Below are 15,981 nucleotides of genomic sequence, written 5' to 3'. Positions count from 1 at the left end.
TCCGGGGAACGTTCAGTGCTGGACGATGGGCGCGGAGCGGCGCACGCCGATCGGGACGATCATCGGGCGGCCCGAGACCGGGTCGACGAGCACCTGGCTGTCGAGGCCGAAGACGTCGCGGAGCAGCTCGGCGGTGATGAGCTCGTCGGGTGCGCCGGAGGTGACGATGCGCCCCTCGCGCATGACGATCAGGTGGTCGCTGTAGCGGACCGCCAGGTTGAGGTCGTGGAGGACCATGACGACGGTGCGCTGCAGGTCGGCGTGGAGCTTGTCCACGAGGTCGAGCACCTCGACCTGGTGAGCGAGATCGAGGTACGTGGTCGGCTCGTCGAGCAGCAGGATGTCCGTCTCCTGCGCCAGCGCCATCGAGATCCACGCCCGCTGGCGCTGCCCGCCGGAGAGCTCGTCCACGGGGCGGGCGGCGAGCTCCTGCATCCCGGTCAGCCGAAGCGCCGCGTCGACCTCGGTCTCGTCGTCGCTGGACCACTGGCGCAGCCACGACTGGTGCGGGTGACGCCCCTTGGCCACCAGGTCGGCGACGGTGAGGCCCTCGGGCGCGGTGGGCGACTGCGGCAGCATGCCGAGCACCTTCGCGACCTCACGGGTACGCATCGAGGTGATCGCCTTGCCGTCGAGCAGCACCTGCCCGGAGCGGGGTTTGAGCAGCCGCGCGACGGCCCGCAGGAAGGTCGACTTGCCGCAGCCGTTGGGGCCGATGATCGTGGTGACCTTGCCGGACGGGATCTCGGTGGTGAGACCGTCGGCGACGACCCGGTCGCCGTAGGCGAGGACCAGGTCCTCAGCGGTGATCTGGTGCTCGCTCATCGCGACAGCCTCCGGTTGGTGCGGATGATCAGATACATCAGGAAGGGGCCTCCGATGGCGGTGGTGACGATCCCGACCGGGAGCTCGACGGGCAGGAGCACGCGCGCGACGTAGTCGCTGCCCACCACCAGGGCGGCGCCGGTGAGCGCCGAGGCGATCAGCGGCGGCCCGGGGGTGCGGGCGATGCGGAGCGCGACCTGGGGTGCGACGAAGGCGATGAACCCGATCGGTCCGGCCGCGGTGACGCACATGGCGGCGAGCAGGACCGAGGCGATCAGCAGGACGGACTGGCTGAGCTGCACCCGTACGCCGAGCGCGCGGGCCGTGTCGTCGCCCAGCTTGAGCGCGGAGAGCTGGAAGGTCGAGGCCAGGGCGACCGTGCCGATGACCCCGACCGCGACGGCGGCGGGCACGGCGTCGTCCCAACCCCTGCCGTTGAGCGACCCGTTGAGCCAGACGGTCGCCTCCTGGGCGTCCCAGATCTCGCCGATGACGAGCATCCAGTTGGTCAGTGCGAGCAGGATGCCGTTGACGGCCACCCCGATCAGGACCAGCCGGAAGCCCTCGATCCCCCGTCGCCAGGCGAGCAGGTAGATCACGACCCCGGTCAGCAGACCGCCCGCCATGGCTGCGGCCGGCACCCCGATGGTGGCGCCCAGGAAGGCGGTGCCGCCGAAGACGATCACCGCGACCGCCCCGGCGCTGGCGCCGGCGGTGATGCCGAGCAGGTCCGGGCTGGCCAGCGGGTTGCGGGTGATCGACTGCCAGATCGCCCCCGACATCGCGAAGCCGGCGCCCACGAGAAGGCCGACCACCGACCGCGGCAGGCGCAGGTCCCAGACGATGAAGCGCTCGGCCTCGTTGCCACCGCCGAGGATCGCCTGGGCCGTGTCGGGGACGCTGATCGGGTAGTCGCCCTGGCCGACGTTGAGGCACACCAGCAGGAAGACCAGCACGAGGAGGCCGACGTTGACCGCGACCAGGCGGGGGCGCCAGACCATCGTCACCGGCCCCCAGCCGAAGCGCGGACGGCCGGGCACGAGCGTCGTCGTCACAGGGTCACCAGCTTCCGGCGGCGTACGAGGGCGATGAAGAACGGCGAGCCGACCAGGGCGAGGACGATGCCGACCTGGAGCTCGCCGGGGCGCGCGGCGACCCGGCCGAGGATGTCGCACGTGATGAGCATGACGGCGCCGATCAGGGCGGAGCACGGCAGCAGCCACCGGTAGTCCGGCCCGGTGAACGCCCGCGCGATGTGGGGTACGGCGAGGCCGATGAACGCGATCGGCCCGCAGGCCGCGGTGGCCGCGCCGGCGAGCAGGGTGATCGCGGTGATCCCCAGGGTGCGGTTCAGGGCGACGTTGGTGCCGAGGGAGCGGGCGACCTCCTCGCCGAGGCTGAGCACGTTGAGCCCGGGGGCGTTGACCATGGCGAGCACGAAGCCGAGGGCGAAGAAGGGCAGCAGCGGCACCAGGATCTCGAGTCCTCTGCCGGCGACCGAGCCGACGATCCAGAAGCGGTAGGCGTCGAGGGTGGTCTGGTCGAGGAGGACCACGGCGGAGGTGATGGCGGAGAGGAAGGCCGCCACCGCAGCGCCGCCGAGGACGAGGGAGACCGGTGAGGGGCTGCCGCTCCCGACCGCGGAGAGCCCGAAGACGGCAAGGCTGGTGATCAGCGCACCCGCGAGCGCGAACCAGATGTAGCCCACCGGGCTCGTCACACCCAGGAACGTGATCGCCAGAACCACCGCGCACGCGGCACCGGCGCTGACGCCGAGGATTCCGGGGTCGGCGAGCGGGTTGCGGGTGTGTCCCTGGATGAGCCCGCCGGCGAGGCCGAGCGCGATGCCGGCGACGAGGCCTAGGAGAGTCCGGGGCGTACGCAGGTCGCGGACGATCAGGTCGGCCTCGGTGGGGGTGGTGTCGTACGGCGGGAGGAGACCGTGCCAGATCTCACCGAAGCTCAGCGGCCGGGAACCGACGGCGACGCTCGCCAGGACCAGGACCGCCAGGATCACCAGCAGCGCGAGCAGGCCGGTGATCCGGCGCAGACGCAGCTTCGCCGGGGTGAGTTCGACCTCGATCTCGGCGAAGCCCTCGTCCATGGCCGTGATCCGGCGCACGACCTGTCGCGGCGCGAACAGCAGGCTGCGACGTACACCGAGCGGGCGGCCGTCGTGGCCCCGGGCGATCAGCCCGAGCCAGGTCTTGCCGGTCGAGGCGCCCCGCCGGCCCTGGGCGAACCCGCGGTTCCACACGAGGACGGCGGCCGCGACGGCGAGCGCGAAGCCGCCGAAGACCACCCGGTCCACGGTGCCGCCGCCGTTCGCGTCGCGCAGCGAGTGCACGACGAGCGCGCCGACGACCAGCGGCAGGGCCACCAGGGCGAGGTCCACGACCGCCGCGGTCGCCCGGAGGGCGATCGGCGCAGGCCCACGCGGGACCTGCACCCTGGTGTGATCCGCGCGCGCCGTGACGGCCTCGCCCGAGGCGAGGTCACTGAGACGCACGTCGTGCCCGTCAGCCCTGCTCGAGGACCTGGGCGGCCTCGAGCTGGTCGGCGTAGCCGCTGAAGATCTTCGCGTACGCCTGGTAGCTGTAGGGCGCGGCCGGGTACCAGAGGTCCTGCTGACCGCCGGCGACGGCGGGCAGGCGCTTGAAGATGTCCTTCTTCTCGAGCTCCGCGAGACCGCCGGTGTCGCGGGCGTCGACCAGGAGCAGGTCGGCGTGGTACTTGCCGATGTTCTCCAGGCTGACCGGCTCGAAGATCCCCTGCTCGTCGGGCGTCACCTTCGGGAACTTCACGCCGAGCTCGGCGAGGTAGGCGAGGTCGGGGTGCTCGGGAGCGTTCGCGAAGTAGATCTCCTCGCCGTAGCTCGACACGGCCAGCACGGTGAGGTCAGGGTTCTTCTTCACGGCCGCCTTGATCCGCGCGACGGCGTCCTCGAACTCGGCCTTGGCGTCGTCGACCTCCGGCTTCGCGCCGAGGTCCGTCGCCAGCTTGTTGAACGCCTCGATCTGCTCGGTCACCGAGAGCCCGGTCAACGGCATCCCGATGGTGGGCGCGAGCTTCTCGACCTGCTTCTCCACCTCGGCGGCGTACCAGAGCGTCTTCTTGTCGAAGGTCATGTCGATGAGCAGGTCGGGGTTCATCGCGGCGTACTCCTCGACGTTGAACTCGCCGAAGGCCTTGCCCAGGACCTTCGTCTGGGAGACGTCGAGGTTGCCGATGAGGTAGTTCTCTGTATCGGGCAGGTCGCCGTACACGCCGTCGACCTCGAGGCCGTTGTCCCACAGCGCCGCGGCGGCGCTGGCCTGGGCGACGATCGTCTCGGGCGTGCCGTCGATCTCGACCGTCTTGCCACGGGCGTCCTCGTAGACGAAGGCCGAGCCGGCACCGTCAGCGTCGTCGGAGGCTTCGGTGGAGCCGCCACAGGCGGTGAGGGTGAGGACAGCAAGGGCGGCGGCGGCCGCGAGTGGGCCCATACGGAAACGACGGTTCACGGGGGTTCCTTCAGGTTTGCGCTCGGGTCAGGTCGGCGCCGAGCCACCAACCAAAGGTTAGGGTAACCTAACGCGACCTACCGTTTGAGCGCCATCCCCTCCCCTGGATCCCTAGCCCGCCTCCGGGTCGATCGGCGGCCTTCTCGCGCCGGTCGGATCCAGCCGGTCGAGGATGGTCCCGGCGATCTCGGCCAGCTGGTCCACCTGCTCGGGACTCAGCGAGTCGAAGACGTACTCGCGCACCGCGTCCACGTGGCCAGGAGCGGAGGCGACCATCTTCTCGTGGCCCGCCTCGGTGAGACGTACGTTGGTCGCGCGGCGGTCGCCCGGGCAGGTGTGGCGCTCGATGAGGCCGCGGTCGACCAGGCGCTTGACCACGTTCGAGAGCCGCGGCAGCGTCGAGTTGGTGTAGCCGGCCAGCTCGGTCATCCGCAGGGTCCGGTCGGGCACCTCGGAGAGCATGGCCAGCACGCCGTAGTCGAAATGGGTCAGGCCGGCATCGCGGCGCAGCTGGGAGTCGAGAGCGCCCGGGAGCAGCTCGAGCACGGCGATGAGGCGAACCCATGCCGCCCGCTCCGCCGGCGACAGCCAGTTGCCCTCCACGCCAGGGAGTGTGCCGCAGAAACTTGCGTGGAACAAACAACGGTCGCCTAGAGTTAGTTCAAGCAACAACTATTGGGCCGAACCGCAGGAGACCGCCATGACCACCGCACCCGAGAGCACGACCGCCGCCGCGGACGCCCGCCTCCCGCAGACGCATCCGTTCGCCCAGCACCTGCGGACGGTCCAGGCCCGCGAGGCGGCCGACCCGCATCGCGTCTGGACGCCCGCGGACGGCCCGCTGCCGAGCCTCTACCTGTCCCATGGCGGTGGCCCGCTGCCGCTGCAGAGCCCGGAGTGGCTCGACCCGCTGCACGCCTGGGCGCGGTCACTCCCCCGGCCGAAGGCCATCCTGGTCATCTCCGCCCACTGGGAGTCGGCACCGCTCTCGATCAGCGCCACCCATCCCGACGAGCTGGTCTACGACTTCGGCGGCTTCGACCCGATCTACCACTCGGTGCGCTACGACACCCCGGACGCGAGCGAGCTCGCCCGCACCACCGCGGCGCTGATGCCCGACGCCGAGACGGCCCACCAGCACACCCGCCGCGGCCTCGACCACGGCGCCTGGGTGCCGCTGAAGATCATGTACCCGGCCGCCGACATCCCGGTCGTGCAGCTCTCGCTGCCCACCGAGGACCCCGACAAGCTGCTCGCCCTCGGCGAGCGCCTCCGGCCGCTGCGCGAGGAGGGTGTGCTCGTGGTCGGCTCGGGCCACATGACCCACGGGCTGCCTTACCTCACCCGCGAGTCCATGACCGAGAACAAGCCCGCCGGCTGGTCCTCCGACTTCGACGCCTGGGCCGCCGAGGCCCTGGACCGCGGCGACGTCGCCGAGCTGGCCAGGTTCCGCACCGCCGCCCCCGGCATGCCGTACGCCCACCCGACCGTCGAGCACTTCACCCCGCTCTTCGTCACCCTGGGCGCGGCCACCGACCCGACGGCTCCGGTCACCACGACCCTGGACGGCTACGGCCTGGGCCTCTCCCGCCGATCGTTCCAGGCGGCCTGAGGCTACCGGCGCAGCTGCACCGACAGCACCGGGGCGAGCGGCATCCGGGCGAGCAGCAACGCCTGGTAGGCGTGGTAGACGTCCGGCTTGCCGTGCCAGATCACGTGCGAGGGACGGTTGTGCTCGTCCAGCTCGTGGTGCCAGCTGCCGAGCTCGCGGTCGATCAGGTGGGTCTCGATGTACGCCTCGAAGCGCAGGCGCCACTCGTCATAGCCGGCCTCGCCGGTGCGGGTGTGCAGGGCGCCGGCGGCGGCGAGCGCCTCCGCGGCCACCCAGTGCAGCCGTAGCCGGGTCACCGGCGTCCCGTCCCACGAGGTCGTGTAGACGAAGCCAGGCCCGTCACCGGAGTCGACCCAGCCGACCTCGACCGCGCGCGCGAAGAGCGCCCGCGCATCCTCGACCAGCCACGACGGCGCGTCCGGGAGCGACGCGTCCAGGTGCAGGAGCAGCCGGGACCACTCCAGCAGATGCCCGGGCGTGCAGCCGTAGGGCCGGAACGGGTCGCCGGGGCGGTCGGCGTTGTAGTCCGGCAGCGGCGACCAGGAGAGGTCGAAGTGCTCGGGCAGGTCGTAGCCGTGGGCGCGGGCGACATCGTGGATCAGGTGCTCGGCGATCGCGAGCGCGCGCTGGTGCCAGGTGGCGTCGCCGGTGACGTCACCCGCGGCCAAGAACGCCTCCACGGTGTGCATGCTGGAGTTGGCGCCCCGGTAGGCCTCCCCCGAACGGAGGTCGCGCTCGAGGCTGTCGACCACTCGGCCGGAGTCGTCGAGGAAGTGCTGCTGCATCACCCCGAGCGCCTCGTCGAGCAGCGCGTCCGCACCGGGCACACCCGCCGCGACGCCGCTGCTCGCGGCCAGGATCACGAAGGCGTGGGCGTAGGCCTCCTTGAGGGTGCCGACCGGCTCGCCCTCGGCCGAGACCGAGGCGTACCAGCCACCGAGCTCGTCGTCGCGCAGGGCGCCGCACAGGGCTCGGACGCCGTGAGCGGCGAGCGCGGCGGCGTCGTCGACGTCCCCGCGCAGGTGGGCGAGGAAGAAGACATGGGTCATCCGGGCGGTGATCCAGGTGTGCACCGGCTCGGCCGGGTCCGGGCGACCCGACTCGTCCAGCCACCAGAAGCCGGCCGGCGAGGCCGCCGACGGCCGGGCGAACCCGGCCAGCCGACGGCACTCGGCGTCCGCGTCGATCATCAGACGATCATCCCTTGACCGAGCCTGCCATCAGCCCGCCCACGAAGTAGCGACCGAGCAGGATGTAGATGATCAGGGTCGGCACGGACGCGATCAGCGCGCCCGCCATGCTGGCTGAGTAGTCCTGGAGCTGACCGCTGGCCAGGAAGTTGAGCGCGATCGTCACCGGCCCGTTGCGCGAGGTGGAGAAGAAGAGCGCGAACAGGTAGTCGTTCCAGGCCGAGGTGAACTGCCACATCAGCACCACCACGAACGCCGGCGCGGAGATCGGCAGGATGATCGAGGCGTACGTCCGGAGCATGCCGGCGCCGTCGACCCGAGCGGCCTCGACGAGCTCGACCGGGACCCCCGCGTAGTAGTTGCGGAAGATCAGCGTGGTGATCGGCAGGCCGTAGACCACGTGCAGCACGATCAGGCTCGGGACACCCGAGGGGACGCCGAGGTTGCTCATCAGCTGGACCAGCGGCACCATCACGGCCTGGTAGGGGATGAACATCCCGAACAGGATCAGGGTGAACACCACGTCGGCGCCGGGGAAGCGCCACTTCGAGAGCACGAACCCGTTCATCGAGCCGAGCACCGAGGAGATGATCGAGGCCGGGATGACCATGGCGAACGTACGTCCCAGGGCCGGCCCGAGCTGCTCCCAGGCGCGCGACCAGCCGGCCGTCTCCCAGGACTCGGGACGCTTCCAGGCGTTGGCGGGGGTCGCGTCTCCGAGACCCTTGAAGCTGGTGACGAGCAGCACGTACGCCGGGAGCAGGACGATCAGCGCGAAGGTGATCAGCAGGACGTACTTGACGGCGCGCCAGATCCCGCGCGAACGCTCGCCCGGGATCTTGCTCGCGACGGCTGCCGGGATGGCATCGGTAGTCATCGGCGGCGCTCCTGACGGTAGGTCGAGACGAGGTAGGGAACGATCAGGATGGCCACGATCACCAGCAGGATGGTTCCGATCGCGGCCGACTTGGCGTAGTCGCCGCGGGTGAACTCGATCCACATCTGGGTGGCCGGCACCTGGGTCGTGTAGTTGGTCTGGCCCGCGATGGCCATGATCAGGTCGAAGACCTTCAGCGACATGTGGCCGATGATGATGATCGCGGAGAGGGCGACCGGGCTCAGCTGCGGGAAGATGACGTGGCGGTAGAGCTGCCACTCCGAGGCTCCGTCCATCCGGGCCGCCTCGCGCAGCTCCTCGGGAATGCCACGGAAGCCGGCCAGGAAGAGCGCCATCACGTAGCCGCTGAGCTGCCAGATCGCGGGAACCGCGATCGCGAGGATGCCCCACCGCTCGTGGGTCCACCACGGGTTCTGGAGGAAGTCGAGGTGGAGGGTGTCGAAGAGCCGGTTCAGGCCGGAGGCACGGTCACCCTCGGCGTTGTTGAGCAGCCAGCGCCAGACCACACCGGAGGCGACGAACGAGACCGCCATCGGGAACAGGTAGATGGCCCGGAACAGCGACTCGCCGCGGGCCTTGCGCTCGAGCAGCCACGCCCACAGGAACCCCAGGCACAGGGTGCCGACGAGGAACGTCGCGGTGTAGAGCAGCAGGTTGCGCAGCGAGTAGATGAAGTCGTCGTCGGCGAACAGGTCCCGATAGTTGTCCAGACCGGCGAAACCCTGGGACGGCCCGATGTTGTGGCGGTCCTGCAGGGACGTGTTGATGTTGGAACCGATCAGGCCGTAGACGAAGACACCGATGACGATGACGGTCGGCAGGATCAGGAGTACGGGTGCGACCCACCCGTGGCCGCCGATGCGGCCCTTGGGCCGTCGTGGCCGCTTGACGGCGCTGGGCACCGTGGAGGACATGTGTCCGTCCTTTCACAAGGGGCGGCCGAGGGGCCACGGCAGCTGGCGCGGCCGCAACCCCTCGGACCAGATGATCTCGTCAGGCTCGGGAGAGCCCGGGGTCACTCGGGCTTGTTGTCCTCGGCGGCCTCGGCGAGGCCCTCCTGGAGCTCGGCGACGTCCTTGTTGCTGCCGAACTTGGCGACGGCGGCGGTGATGTCGGTCAGCCAGTTGACCGAGGTCGCGGCACCGTGGGCGAGCGAGGACACGATCTCGTCCTCACCCCACGACTTGATCGCGGTCTGCTGGTACTCACCGAAGTCCGCGGTGTCGGCCGTGGTGCTGGCCGGGATCGAGCCCTTCGCCTTGTTGAAGGCCACCTGGCCCTCGTCGCTGGCGATGGTGTCGAGCCAGGCCTCGGTGCCCTCGGGGTTGGGGCCGTCCACCGGCATGGTGAACGAGTCGGCCAGGAAGTCGAAGACGCCGTCGGTGCCCGGGACCGGGACCGCGGTGTAGTCGGTGCCGAGCGTCTTCTTCTGCTCCTGGAAGGCGGCCTCGGCCCAGTCGCCCATGACGTTGAACGCGGCCTCGCCGTCGATGACCAGCTGGGTCGCGTCCGGCCAGTCGAGACCCTGGCGGTCGGTGTTGGTCAGCGAGAGGAGCGTGTTGTAGTCAGCCAGAGCGTCCTTGACCTCGCTGCCGCCCCAGTCGGTCGTGCCGTCCCACAGACCGTTGTACGCCTCGGCGCCCAGATCGGCGAGGAGCACGGTCTCGAGCAGGTGGACCTGGGTCCAGTCTGTCGCGATCGAGAGCGGGATGATGCCCTTGGCCTTGATCGTCTTCAGGTCGGCGATCCACGCGTCGAGCGAGTCGTACGTCTTGTTGGCGTCGATGCCGGCCTTCTTCAGGACGGCCGGGTTGGCCCAGAGCACGTTGGCGCGGTGGATGTTCGAGGGGACGGAGTAGATGCCGCCGTCCTGGGTCAGGCGCTCGAGCAGGCCCTCCGGGAACTGCTCGTTCCAGCCCTTCTCCTCGTAGAGGTCGGTGAGGTCCTCGATCTGGCCGGCGTTGATGTAGTCGGTCAGCTCGGCACCCGCGTGCGCCTGGAAGGTGGCCGGCGGCTCACCGTTCTGCAGGCGGGACTGGAGCACGTTCTTGGCGTCGCTGCCGGCGCCACCGGCGACGGCGCCGTTGACGAACTTCAGGTCGGGGTTCTGCTCGTCGAACACCTTGACCAAGGCGTCGAGCCCGGCCTTCTCACTGCCCTCGGCCCACCAGGTGAAGACCTCCACCTCATCGGTGCTGCCGCTCTCGTTGTCGCTGCCGCAGGCGGAGACCGCCAGCAGGCTCAGGGCGGCCAGGCCGGCGGCCAGGGCCTTACGCGTTGCGTTCATCTTTGATCCTCCGGTTGCGCGACCGCCACGTCGGTGTGTGATCTGGGTTACTCGCGGTCGCGTGCCGGGCAAACGTACGCCTCTCTGTTCTGTCCAGTCAACGCATAACGCAGGACGTTTTCAACCTGAGATCTGTCGCAAATCGACATAATCACCTACAGTCACGCCCATGACCACTCCGGAATCGCGGCTGCGCGTCGCCAACCGTTCCCAGGTTCTGGACCTGCTGGGGCGGTCGGCGCCGGTCAGCCGCGCCGAGCTCGCCCAGCGCACCGGACTCTCGCGCAGCACCGTGTCGAGCATCGTCCAGGAGCTGCTCGCCTCCGAGCAGATCGTCGAGACCACCGGCGCCGCGCTGGCCCGGGGCGGCGGGCGACCACCGTCGCTCCTCACCATCAGCGGCTCTCCCGGAACGCTGATCGGCGTCGACATCGGCCATCGCCACGTCCGGGTCGCGGTCGCCGACCTCACCGCGAAGCCGCTCATCGACCACGAGATCCGGCTCGACGTCGACAACTCCGCGGTCGAGACCATCGACCGCGCCGCGGCCCTCGTGCGCGAGTGCCTGGCCGAGGTGGGCATCGACCCCAAGAAGGACCGCGTCCTCGGCGTCGGCATGGGGATCCCCGGCCCCGTCGACCCGCATAGCGGCATCGTCGTCTCCCCCATCCTCGGGAACTGGATGGACCTGGCCCCCGGCGAGGAGCTCGCCCGCCGCATCGGCCTGCCCGTCCAGATCGAGAACGACGCCAACCTCGGCGCCCTCGCCGAGGTCGAGTACGGCGCCGCGCGCGACGTCGACGACGTCATCTACGTCAAGGCGTCCAGCGGCATCGGCGCCGGCCTGGTCCTCGCCGGCAAGCTCTACCGCGGGATCACCGGGATCGCCGGCGAGATCGGCCATGTCCGTTTCGAGGACAACGGGCCGATCTGCCGCTGCGGCAACCGCGGCTGCCTGGAGAAGGCCTTCGGCGGGTCCCGGCTGGTCGAGCTGCTGCAGCCCGCCTACGACGAGACGCTCAGCGTCGAGCGCCTGCTCGAGCTCGCCCAGGAAGGTGACATCCGAGTCAACCGGATCCTCGACGACGCCGGCCGCGCGGTCGGCCGGGTGCTGGCCGACCTCTGCAACCACCTCAACCCGGCGCTGATCGTCGTGGGCGACACGATGCGCCAGTCGGAGTCCTTCGTGCTCGGCATCAAGGACTCGATCGACCGCTTCACCCAGCCCGACACCGCTGCCGCGCTCGACGTCGTCCCCAGCGAGCTCGGCGACAACGCGGGCGTCATGGGGGCTCTGGTCATCGCCGGCTCGACCACTCCGACGCCGCCGGGAACAATATGAGCGCCCGCTTACGTTGAGCACCTCGTGACTTCACTCTTCTCGCAGCTGAGCCTGGGTTCGACGACCCTCCCCAACCGCGTCCTGATGGCGCCACTGACCCGGATGCGTGCCAGCCGGCCCGGCGACGTACCCAACCCGCTGATGGCCGACTACTACCGGCAGCGCGCCTCGGCCGGACTGATCGTGTCCGAGGGCACCCAGATCTCGCCGCAGGGCAAGGGCTACATGGACACCCCGGGCATCTACTCGGCCGAGCAGGTCGAGGGCTGGCGACACGTCACCGACACCGTCCACGAGGCGGGCGGCCGGATCGCGGCACAGCTGTGGCACACCGGCCGGGTCTCCCACGAGTCCTTCCACGACGGCGACCTCCCGGTCAGCGCCTCGGCGCTCCCCTACCGCAACCGCACGACCGTACGCGGCGAGGACGGCACCCCGACCCGGGTCAACTGCCCCACGCCTCGCGCCCTGGAGACCTCCGAGATCGCGGGTGTGATCGACGACTACCGCCGCGCGACCCGCAACGCCCGCGAGGCCGGCTTCGACCTCGTCGAGATCCACGCCGCCCACGGCTACCTGCTGCACCAGTTCTCCAGCGCGAGCAGCAACGAGCGCACCGACTCCTACGGCGGCTCCCTCGAGAACCGTGCCCGGCTGGCGCTGGAGGTGCTCGACGCGGTCGTCGACGAGTGGGACGCCGAGCACGTCGGCATCCGGATCTCCCCGATCGGCTCGTTCAACGGCCTCGAGGACCCCGAGGGCGCTGAGATGGGCCTTTATCTGGCGACCGAGATCGGCAAGCGCGGCATCGCCTTCCTGCACCTGTCGGAGCCCGACTGGGCCGGCGGCCCGGCGCTGACCGACGACTACCGCAAGCAGCTGCGGACCGCGCACCCCGGCCCGATCGTGGGCGCCGGCTCCTACACCCCCGAGAAGGCCGCCCGCCTGCTCGAGGCCGACCTCATCGACGCCGCCGCGTTCGGGCGTACGTTCATCGCGAACCCGGACCTGCCCCGTCGCCTCGAGCAGAGCCTGCCCCTCAACGAGCCCGACCTGTCGACCTTCTACGGCGGCGGCGAGGCCGGCTACACCGACTACCCCGAGTGGACCGCCTGAGTTCAACTCGCTCTCACCTGAACCCGCACGGCGGAGGACGTTCCTCTGGAATCGTTCTCCGCCATGCGGGTTCTCGCGACGTGTGCCATGTCCCTTGCGCTGCTCGGCGGCGCGTTCACTCCGTTCTCGGCGGCCCGGGCCGCCGCGCCGCCCGCCGGTGATCCGGTGGCGCTCGTCGACCCGCTGATCGGGTCGTCGAACGGCGGCAACACCTACCCCGGAGCCGTACGCCCCTTCGGGATGCTCTCCTTCAGCCCGACCTCCACGGCGGGCGACCAGACCAACACCGCCGCGTCGAACGGCTACTCCTACGACACCACGCGGCTGCGCGGCTTCTCCCTGACCCATGTCAACGGCGCCGGCTGCCATCCCGGCGCCGCCGGGGACGTGCCGATCTTCCCGCACACCGGCGAGATGACCGGCTCGCCCACCGCGGACGTGACCGATGCGACGTACGCCTCGAACTTCAGCCACGCCGACGAGCTGGCCGAGCCGGGACGCTACCGGCTGGGCCTGGCCAACGGCGCCGAGGTCGACACCGCGGTGACGACGCGAGCCTCGGTCAGCGACCTGACCTTCCCGGCCGACAAGCCGGCCAACCTGCTCTTCCGCACCTCCAACTCGCTCAACGGCAGCGAGACGGCGGTGACGCGGATCGACGAGGCGAAGCGGACCGTCAGCGGCTCGGTGCTCACCGGCGCCTTCTGCGGCCGGCGCGGCAACGGCGGCGGGAGCAACAAGCGCTCCTACTACCGGCTCTACTTCACCGCGCAGTTCGACCGCGGCTTCTCCGGCCACGGCACCTGGGTCAACGGCGACCTCCAGCCGGGCTCGACCGAGGCGCGGGGCGGTGAGGGCTACGAGACCGGCGCCGCCCGCCAGGGCCAGGGCTCGGGCGGGTACGTCTCGTTCGACCCGAGCCGTGACCAGAGCGTGCGGATGCGGATCGGGATCTCCTACACCAGCCAGTCCGCCGCCGAGGCCAACCTCGCCGCCGAGATCGGGCGGCGCGACACCGTCTCCTCCATCGCCTCGGAGGCCACGGCCGAGTGGCGCCGGGCGCTCTCCTCGATCGAGGTCTCCGGTGGCACCAACGAGGAGCAGACCGCCTTCTACACCGGCCTCTACCACTCCTACCTGCAGCCCAACGTGATCTCCGACGTGGCCGGCACCTACTGGGGCAGCGACCAGGAGGTTCACCGGATCGAGCGCGGCCAGCAGGCGCAGTACGGCAACTTCTCCGGCTGGGACCAGTACCGCGCCCACACCCAGCTGCTCGCGCTCCTGGAGCCGCGGGTGGCCGGTGACTTCGCCCGCTCCCTGCACGCCTACTCCCGCCAGCACGGCGGGGTCTGGGACCGCTGGGTCCACCTGAGCGGCTGGACCCACGTGATGACCGGCGACCCGAGCGCGCCCACACTGGCCGGCTTCTACGCGCTCGGCGTTCGCAACTTCGACCCTCAGGGCGCCTACGACTCGCTGGTCCGCCAGGCCACGGTGCCGCACCCCGACGGGCTGTCCAGCTACGGCTGCCCCGGGCAGTGCATCGGCCAGCGACCGAACCTGGCCGAGTATCTCGCCAAGGGGTACGCACCCCAGGACACCTGCCGATGCTGGGGCGGCGCCGCGGAGACCCTCGAGGACTCCGTCGCCGACTACGCGCTCGCCGACTGGGGCCGCCGCCTCGGCGCCTCCGCCTCCCAGACGGACTCGCTGATGGATCGTGCCGGCTGGTGGCAGCACACGTTCAATCCGGCCGCCACGCCCGAGGGCGGCTACCAGCAGGCCCGCAACGCCGACGGGAGCTGGGTCGGTGGCTTCACGCCGTCGACGCAGACCGGCTTCGCGCAAGGGAGCAGCGCGACGTACACCTGGATGGTGCCGCACGACGTCGCTCGCCTGGCGGAGGCCGTCGGTGGGCGGGAGCGGGCGATCCAGCGGCTGGACGCGTTCTTCCACAAGGCCGACGGCTCTTGGCAGTACACCGGCGGCGACGCGCTGCGCTATGACCCGACCAACGAGCCCGGCATCCACGTCCCGTGGATGTACAACGCACTCGGCGCGCCCTGGAAGACCCAGGAGACGGTCCGCGCCATGGCCGACCTGGCCTATGGCACCGGCCCCCGCGGCCTGCCCGGCAACGACGATCTCGGCACCATGTCGGCGTGGTACGTCTTCTCCGCGATGGGCATCTACCCGCAGGACCCCGCCCGCGCCGAGATGCTGCTCTCCAGCCCGATCTTCGAGCGAGTGGTGATCCACCGCGGCAACGGCGTCGACATCACCATCGAGTCCCCCGGCGCCGGCGCCGAGAACATCTACGTCCAGTCCGTCACCCTCGACGGAGCGCCGCGCACCCAGTCCTGGTTGCCCGAGTCGGTGATGACCCGCGGCGGCACCGTCCGCATCGACGTCGGCTCCGAGCCGAACCGCGAATGGGGCACCGCCGAGGCAGACCGCCCGATCTACCACACCGACTGAGCACTTGATACGAATGCATAATGCACTCACAATGAGTGCATGGCCTATCTGCAGATCCGCGACATCCCAGATGACGTACGCGACGTCCTGGCCCAGCGCGCGAAGGACCGCGGCCAGTCGCTGAACTCCTACCTGCGTGACGTGGTCCTCCGGGAGGCTTCCTTCGCCAACAACCAGGCCCTGATCGACCGTGTGGTCGCCAGCAGGGGCGATTCGAAGTTCACGACCGAGGATGTGCTCGCCGCCCGCGACACCGCCCGCGACACCGCGCGCGGCGAGCGCACCGAGGGCGCTGCGTGATCGTCCCCGATGCCTCCGCGGTCGCACTCCTCTTCGCGGACCCCGGCACCGACCCGCGGGTGAACGCGGCGACCAAGATCCTCGCCGAGGACCCCGAATGGGTCGTTCCGGAGGTCTGGCGCACCGAGGTGCTCAGCGTCTTTCGCGGACTCCTCCTGGGCGGCAAGCTCACCGACCAGGACGCTGACCGAGCGCTGCACTGGCTCCAGGCGATCACGGTGATCACCGCACCCACCGGCCCGTGCCTGCCCCGGATGTGGGAGCTGCGCAGCAACCTGTCGACCTACGACGCCGGATACGTAGCGGTCGCCGAGTCCCACGACCTCACCCTCGTCACCGCCGACGTACGTATCGCCAAGGCCGGCGTTGCGCGCTGCCCCGTGAGAACGATCAACTGACCCGCGTCAGCGACCGTGTTGGCTTCGAC

At 70.3% G+C, this 15,981-nt stretch carries 15 protein-coding genes; 6 read left to right on the top strand and 9 right to left on the bottom strand.

Annotation, left to right across the window (positions count from 1 at the left end):
* Nucleotides 1-12 precede the first annotated feature (12 nt).
* From ACW14X_RS25460 to ACW14X_RS25440, 5 genes are all read right to left on the bottom strand, one after another.
* A complete protein-coding gene (locus tag ACW14X_RS25460; protein ID WP_201450985.1) occupies nt 13-825 on the bottom strand; it encodes an ABC transporter ATP-binding protein in 813 nt (270 codons plus the stop codon).
* Nucleotides 822-1,880 carry a FecCD family ABC transporter permease gene (locus tag ACW14X_RS25455; protein WP_457163755.1) on the bottom strand — a complete coding sequence of 353 codons (1,059 nt, stop codon included), beginning with the start codon at nt 1,878-1,880 and terminating at the stop codon, nt 822-824. The genes ACW14X_RS25460 and ACW14X_RS25455 overlap by 4 nt, the downstream gene beginning before the upstream one ends.
* Complete coding sequence (locus tag ACW14X_RS25450) at nt 1,877-3,334, bottom strand: FecCD family ABC transporter permease (protein ID WP_457163754.1); 1,458 nt, start codon at nt 3,332-3,334, stop codon at nt 1,877-1,879. The genes ACW14X_RS25455 and ACW14X_RS25450 overlap by 4 nt, the downstream gene beginning before the upstream one ends.
* 10 nt (nt 3,335-3,344) lie before the next feature.
* Nucleotides 3,345-4,328, bottom strand: a complete 984-nt coding sequence (locus ACW14X_RS25445) for an ABC transporter substrate-binding protein (protein WP_350842894.1) — start codon at nt 4,326-4,328, stop codon at nt 3,345-3,347.
* A gap of 111 nt (nt 4,329-4,439) precedes the next feature.
* The gene (locus ACW14X_RS25440; RefSeq protein WP_357356624.1) at nt 4,440-4,931 is read right to left on the bottom strand and encodes a MarR family winged helix-turn-helix transcriptional regulator; all 492 of its coding nucleotides are present in this window, start codon (nt 4,929-4,931) and stop codon (nt 4,440-4,442) included.
* 97 nt (nt 4,932-5,028) lie between these two features.
* On the opposite strand from ACW14X_RS25440, the gene ACW14X_RS25435 reads away from it, so the two are divergent.
* The gene (locus tag ACW14X_RS25435; RefSeq protein WP_350720918.1) at nt 5,029-5,940 is read left to right on the top strand and encodes a dioxygenase family protein; all 912 of its coding nucleotides are present in this window, start codon (nt 5,029-5,031) and stop codon (nt 5,938-5,940) included.
* Between the two features lie 2 nt (nt 5,941-5,942).
* Here ACW14X_RS25435 and ACW14X_RS25430 read toward each other — a convergent pair whose 3' ends face one another.
* The 4 genes from ACW14X_RS25430 to ACW14X_RS25415 all read right to left on the bottom strand — a co-directional run bounded on the left by ACW14X_RS25430 (nt 5,943) and on the right by ACW14X_RS25415 (nt 10,315).
* Nucleotides 5,943-7,130, bottom strand: coding sequence for an AGE family epimerase/isomerase (locus ACW14X_RS25430; protein ID WP_457163753.1), 1,188 nt, complete (start codon nt 7,128-7,130; stop codon nt 5,943-5,945).
* A gap of 7 nt (nt 7,131-7,137) precedes the next feature.
* The gene (locus ACW14X_RS25425; RefSeq protein ID WP_457163752.1) at nt 7,138-8,007 is read right to left on the bottom strand and encodes a carbohydrate ABC transporter permease; all 870 of its coding nucleotides are present in this window, start codon (nt 8,005-8,007) and stop codon (nt 7,138-7,140) included.
* Nucleotides 8,004-8,942, bottom strand: a complete 939-nt coding sequence (locus ACW14X_RS25420) for a carbohydrate ABC transporter permease (RefSeq protein WP_160022234.1) — start codon at nt 8,940-8,942, stop codon at nt 8,004-8,006. The genes ACW14X_RS25425 and ACW14X_RS25420 overlap by 4 nt, the downstream gene beginning before the upstream one ends.
* Nucleotides 8,943-9,043: 101 nt before the next feature.
* Entirely contained in the window at nt 9,044-10,315 is a 1,272-nt protein-coding gene (locus tag ACW14X_RS25415) for an ABC transporter substrate-binding protein (protein WP_160022232.1), read from the bottom strand.
* Nucleotides 10,316-10,484: 169 nt separating this feature from the next.
* On the opposite strand from ACW14X_RS25415, the gene ACW14X_RS25410 reads away from it, so the two are divergent.
* From ACW14X_RS25410 to ACW14X_RS25390, 5 genes are all read left to right on the top strand, one after another.
* On the top strand, nt 10,485-11,657 hold the full coding sequence (locus ACW14X_RS25410; protein WP_457163751.1) for an ROK family protein: 1,173 nt from the start codon (nt 10,485-10,487) through the stop codon (nt 11,655-11,657).
* A 24-nt stretch (nt 11,658-11,681) separates the two neighbouring features.
* Complete coding sequence (nemA, locus tag ACW14X_RS25405) at nt 11,682-12,773, top strand: N-ethylmaleimide reductase (protein ID WP_457163750.1); 1,092 nt, start codon at nt 11,682-11,684, stop codon at nt 12,771-12,773.
* An 87-nt stretch (nt 12,774-12,860) separates the two neighbouring features.
* A complete protein-coding gene (locus ACW14X_RS25400) occupies nt 12,861-15,254 on the top strand; it encodes a GH92 family glycosyl hydrolase (protein WP_457163749.1) in 2,394 nt (797 codons plus the stop codon).
* Nucleotides 15,255-15,293: 39 nt separating this feature from the next.
* On the top strand, nt 15,294-15,554 hold the full coding sequence (locus ACW14X_RS25395; RefSeq protein ID WP_457163748.1) for a FitA-like ribbon-helix-helix domain-containing protein: 261 nt from the start codon (nt 15,294-15,296) through the stop codon (nt 15,552-15,554).
* Nucleotides 15,551-15,952 (top strand): type II toxin-antitoxin system VapC family toxin, encoded by a 402-nt coding sequence (locus ACW14X_RS25390; protein ID WP_160022224.1) that lies wholly within the window; start codon nt 15,551-15,553, stop codon nt 15,950-15,952. The genes ACW14X_RS25395 and ACW14X_RS25390 overlap by 4 nt, the downstream gene beginning before the upstream one ends.
* The last annotated feature ends 29 nt before the right edge of the window (nt 15,953-15,981 follow it).

Source organism: Nocardioides sp. YJ-D4 (assembly GCF_054031495.1).
Note: the sequence above shows the minus strand (reverse complement) of the source record. Positions and strands in the feature narration are given on the sequence as shown.

What these genes read in the sequence shown, in the direction of transcription:
- ACW14X_RS25460 (WP_201450985.1), bottom strand. Translation starts at nt 825, where the DNA reads ATGAGCGAGCACCAGATCACCGCTGAGGACCTGGTCCTCGCCTACGGC.
- ACW14X_RS25410 (WP_457163751.1), top strand. Translation starts at nt 10,485, where the DNA reads ATGACCACTCCGGAATCGCGGCTGCGCGTCGCCAACCGTTCCCAGGTT.
- ACW14X_RS25400 (WP_457163749.1), top strand. Translation starts at nt 12,861, where the DNA reads ATGTCCCTTGCGCTGCTCGGCGGCGCGTTCACTCCGTTCTCGGCGGCC.
- ACW14X_RS25430 (WP_457163753.1), bottom strand. Translation starts at nt 7,130, where the DNA reads ATGATCGACGCGGACGCCGAGTGCCGTCGGCTGGCCGGGTTCGCCCGG.
- ACW14X_RS25415 (WP_160022232.1), bottom strand. Translation starts at nt 10,315, where the DNA reads ATGAACGCAACGCGTAAGGCCCTGGCCGCCGGCCTGGCCGCCCTGAGC.
- ACW14X_RS25395 (WP_457163748.1), top strand. Translation starts at nt 15,294, where the DNA reads ATGGCCTATCTGCAGATCCGCGACATCCCAGATGACGTACGCGACGTC.
- ACW14X_RS25435 (WP_350720918.1), top strand. Translation starts at nt 5,029, where the DNA reads ATGACCACCGCACCCGAGAGCACGACCGCCGCCGCGGACGCCCGCCTC.
- ACW14X_RS25425 (WP_457163752.1), bottom strand. Translation starts at nt 8,007, where the DNA reads ATGACTACCGATGCCATCCCGGCAGCCGTCGCGAGCAAGATCCCGGGC.
- ACW14X_RS25420 (WP_160022234.1), bottom strand. Translation starts at nt 8,942, where the DNA reads ATGTCCTCCACGGTGCCCAGCGCCGTCAAGCGGCCACGACGGCCCAAG.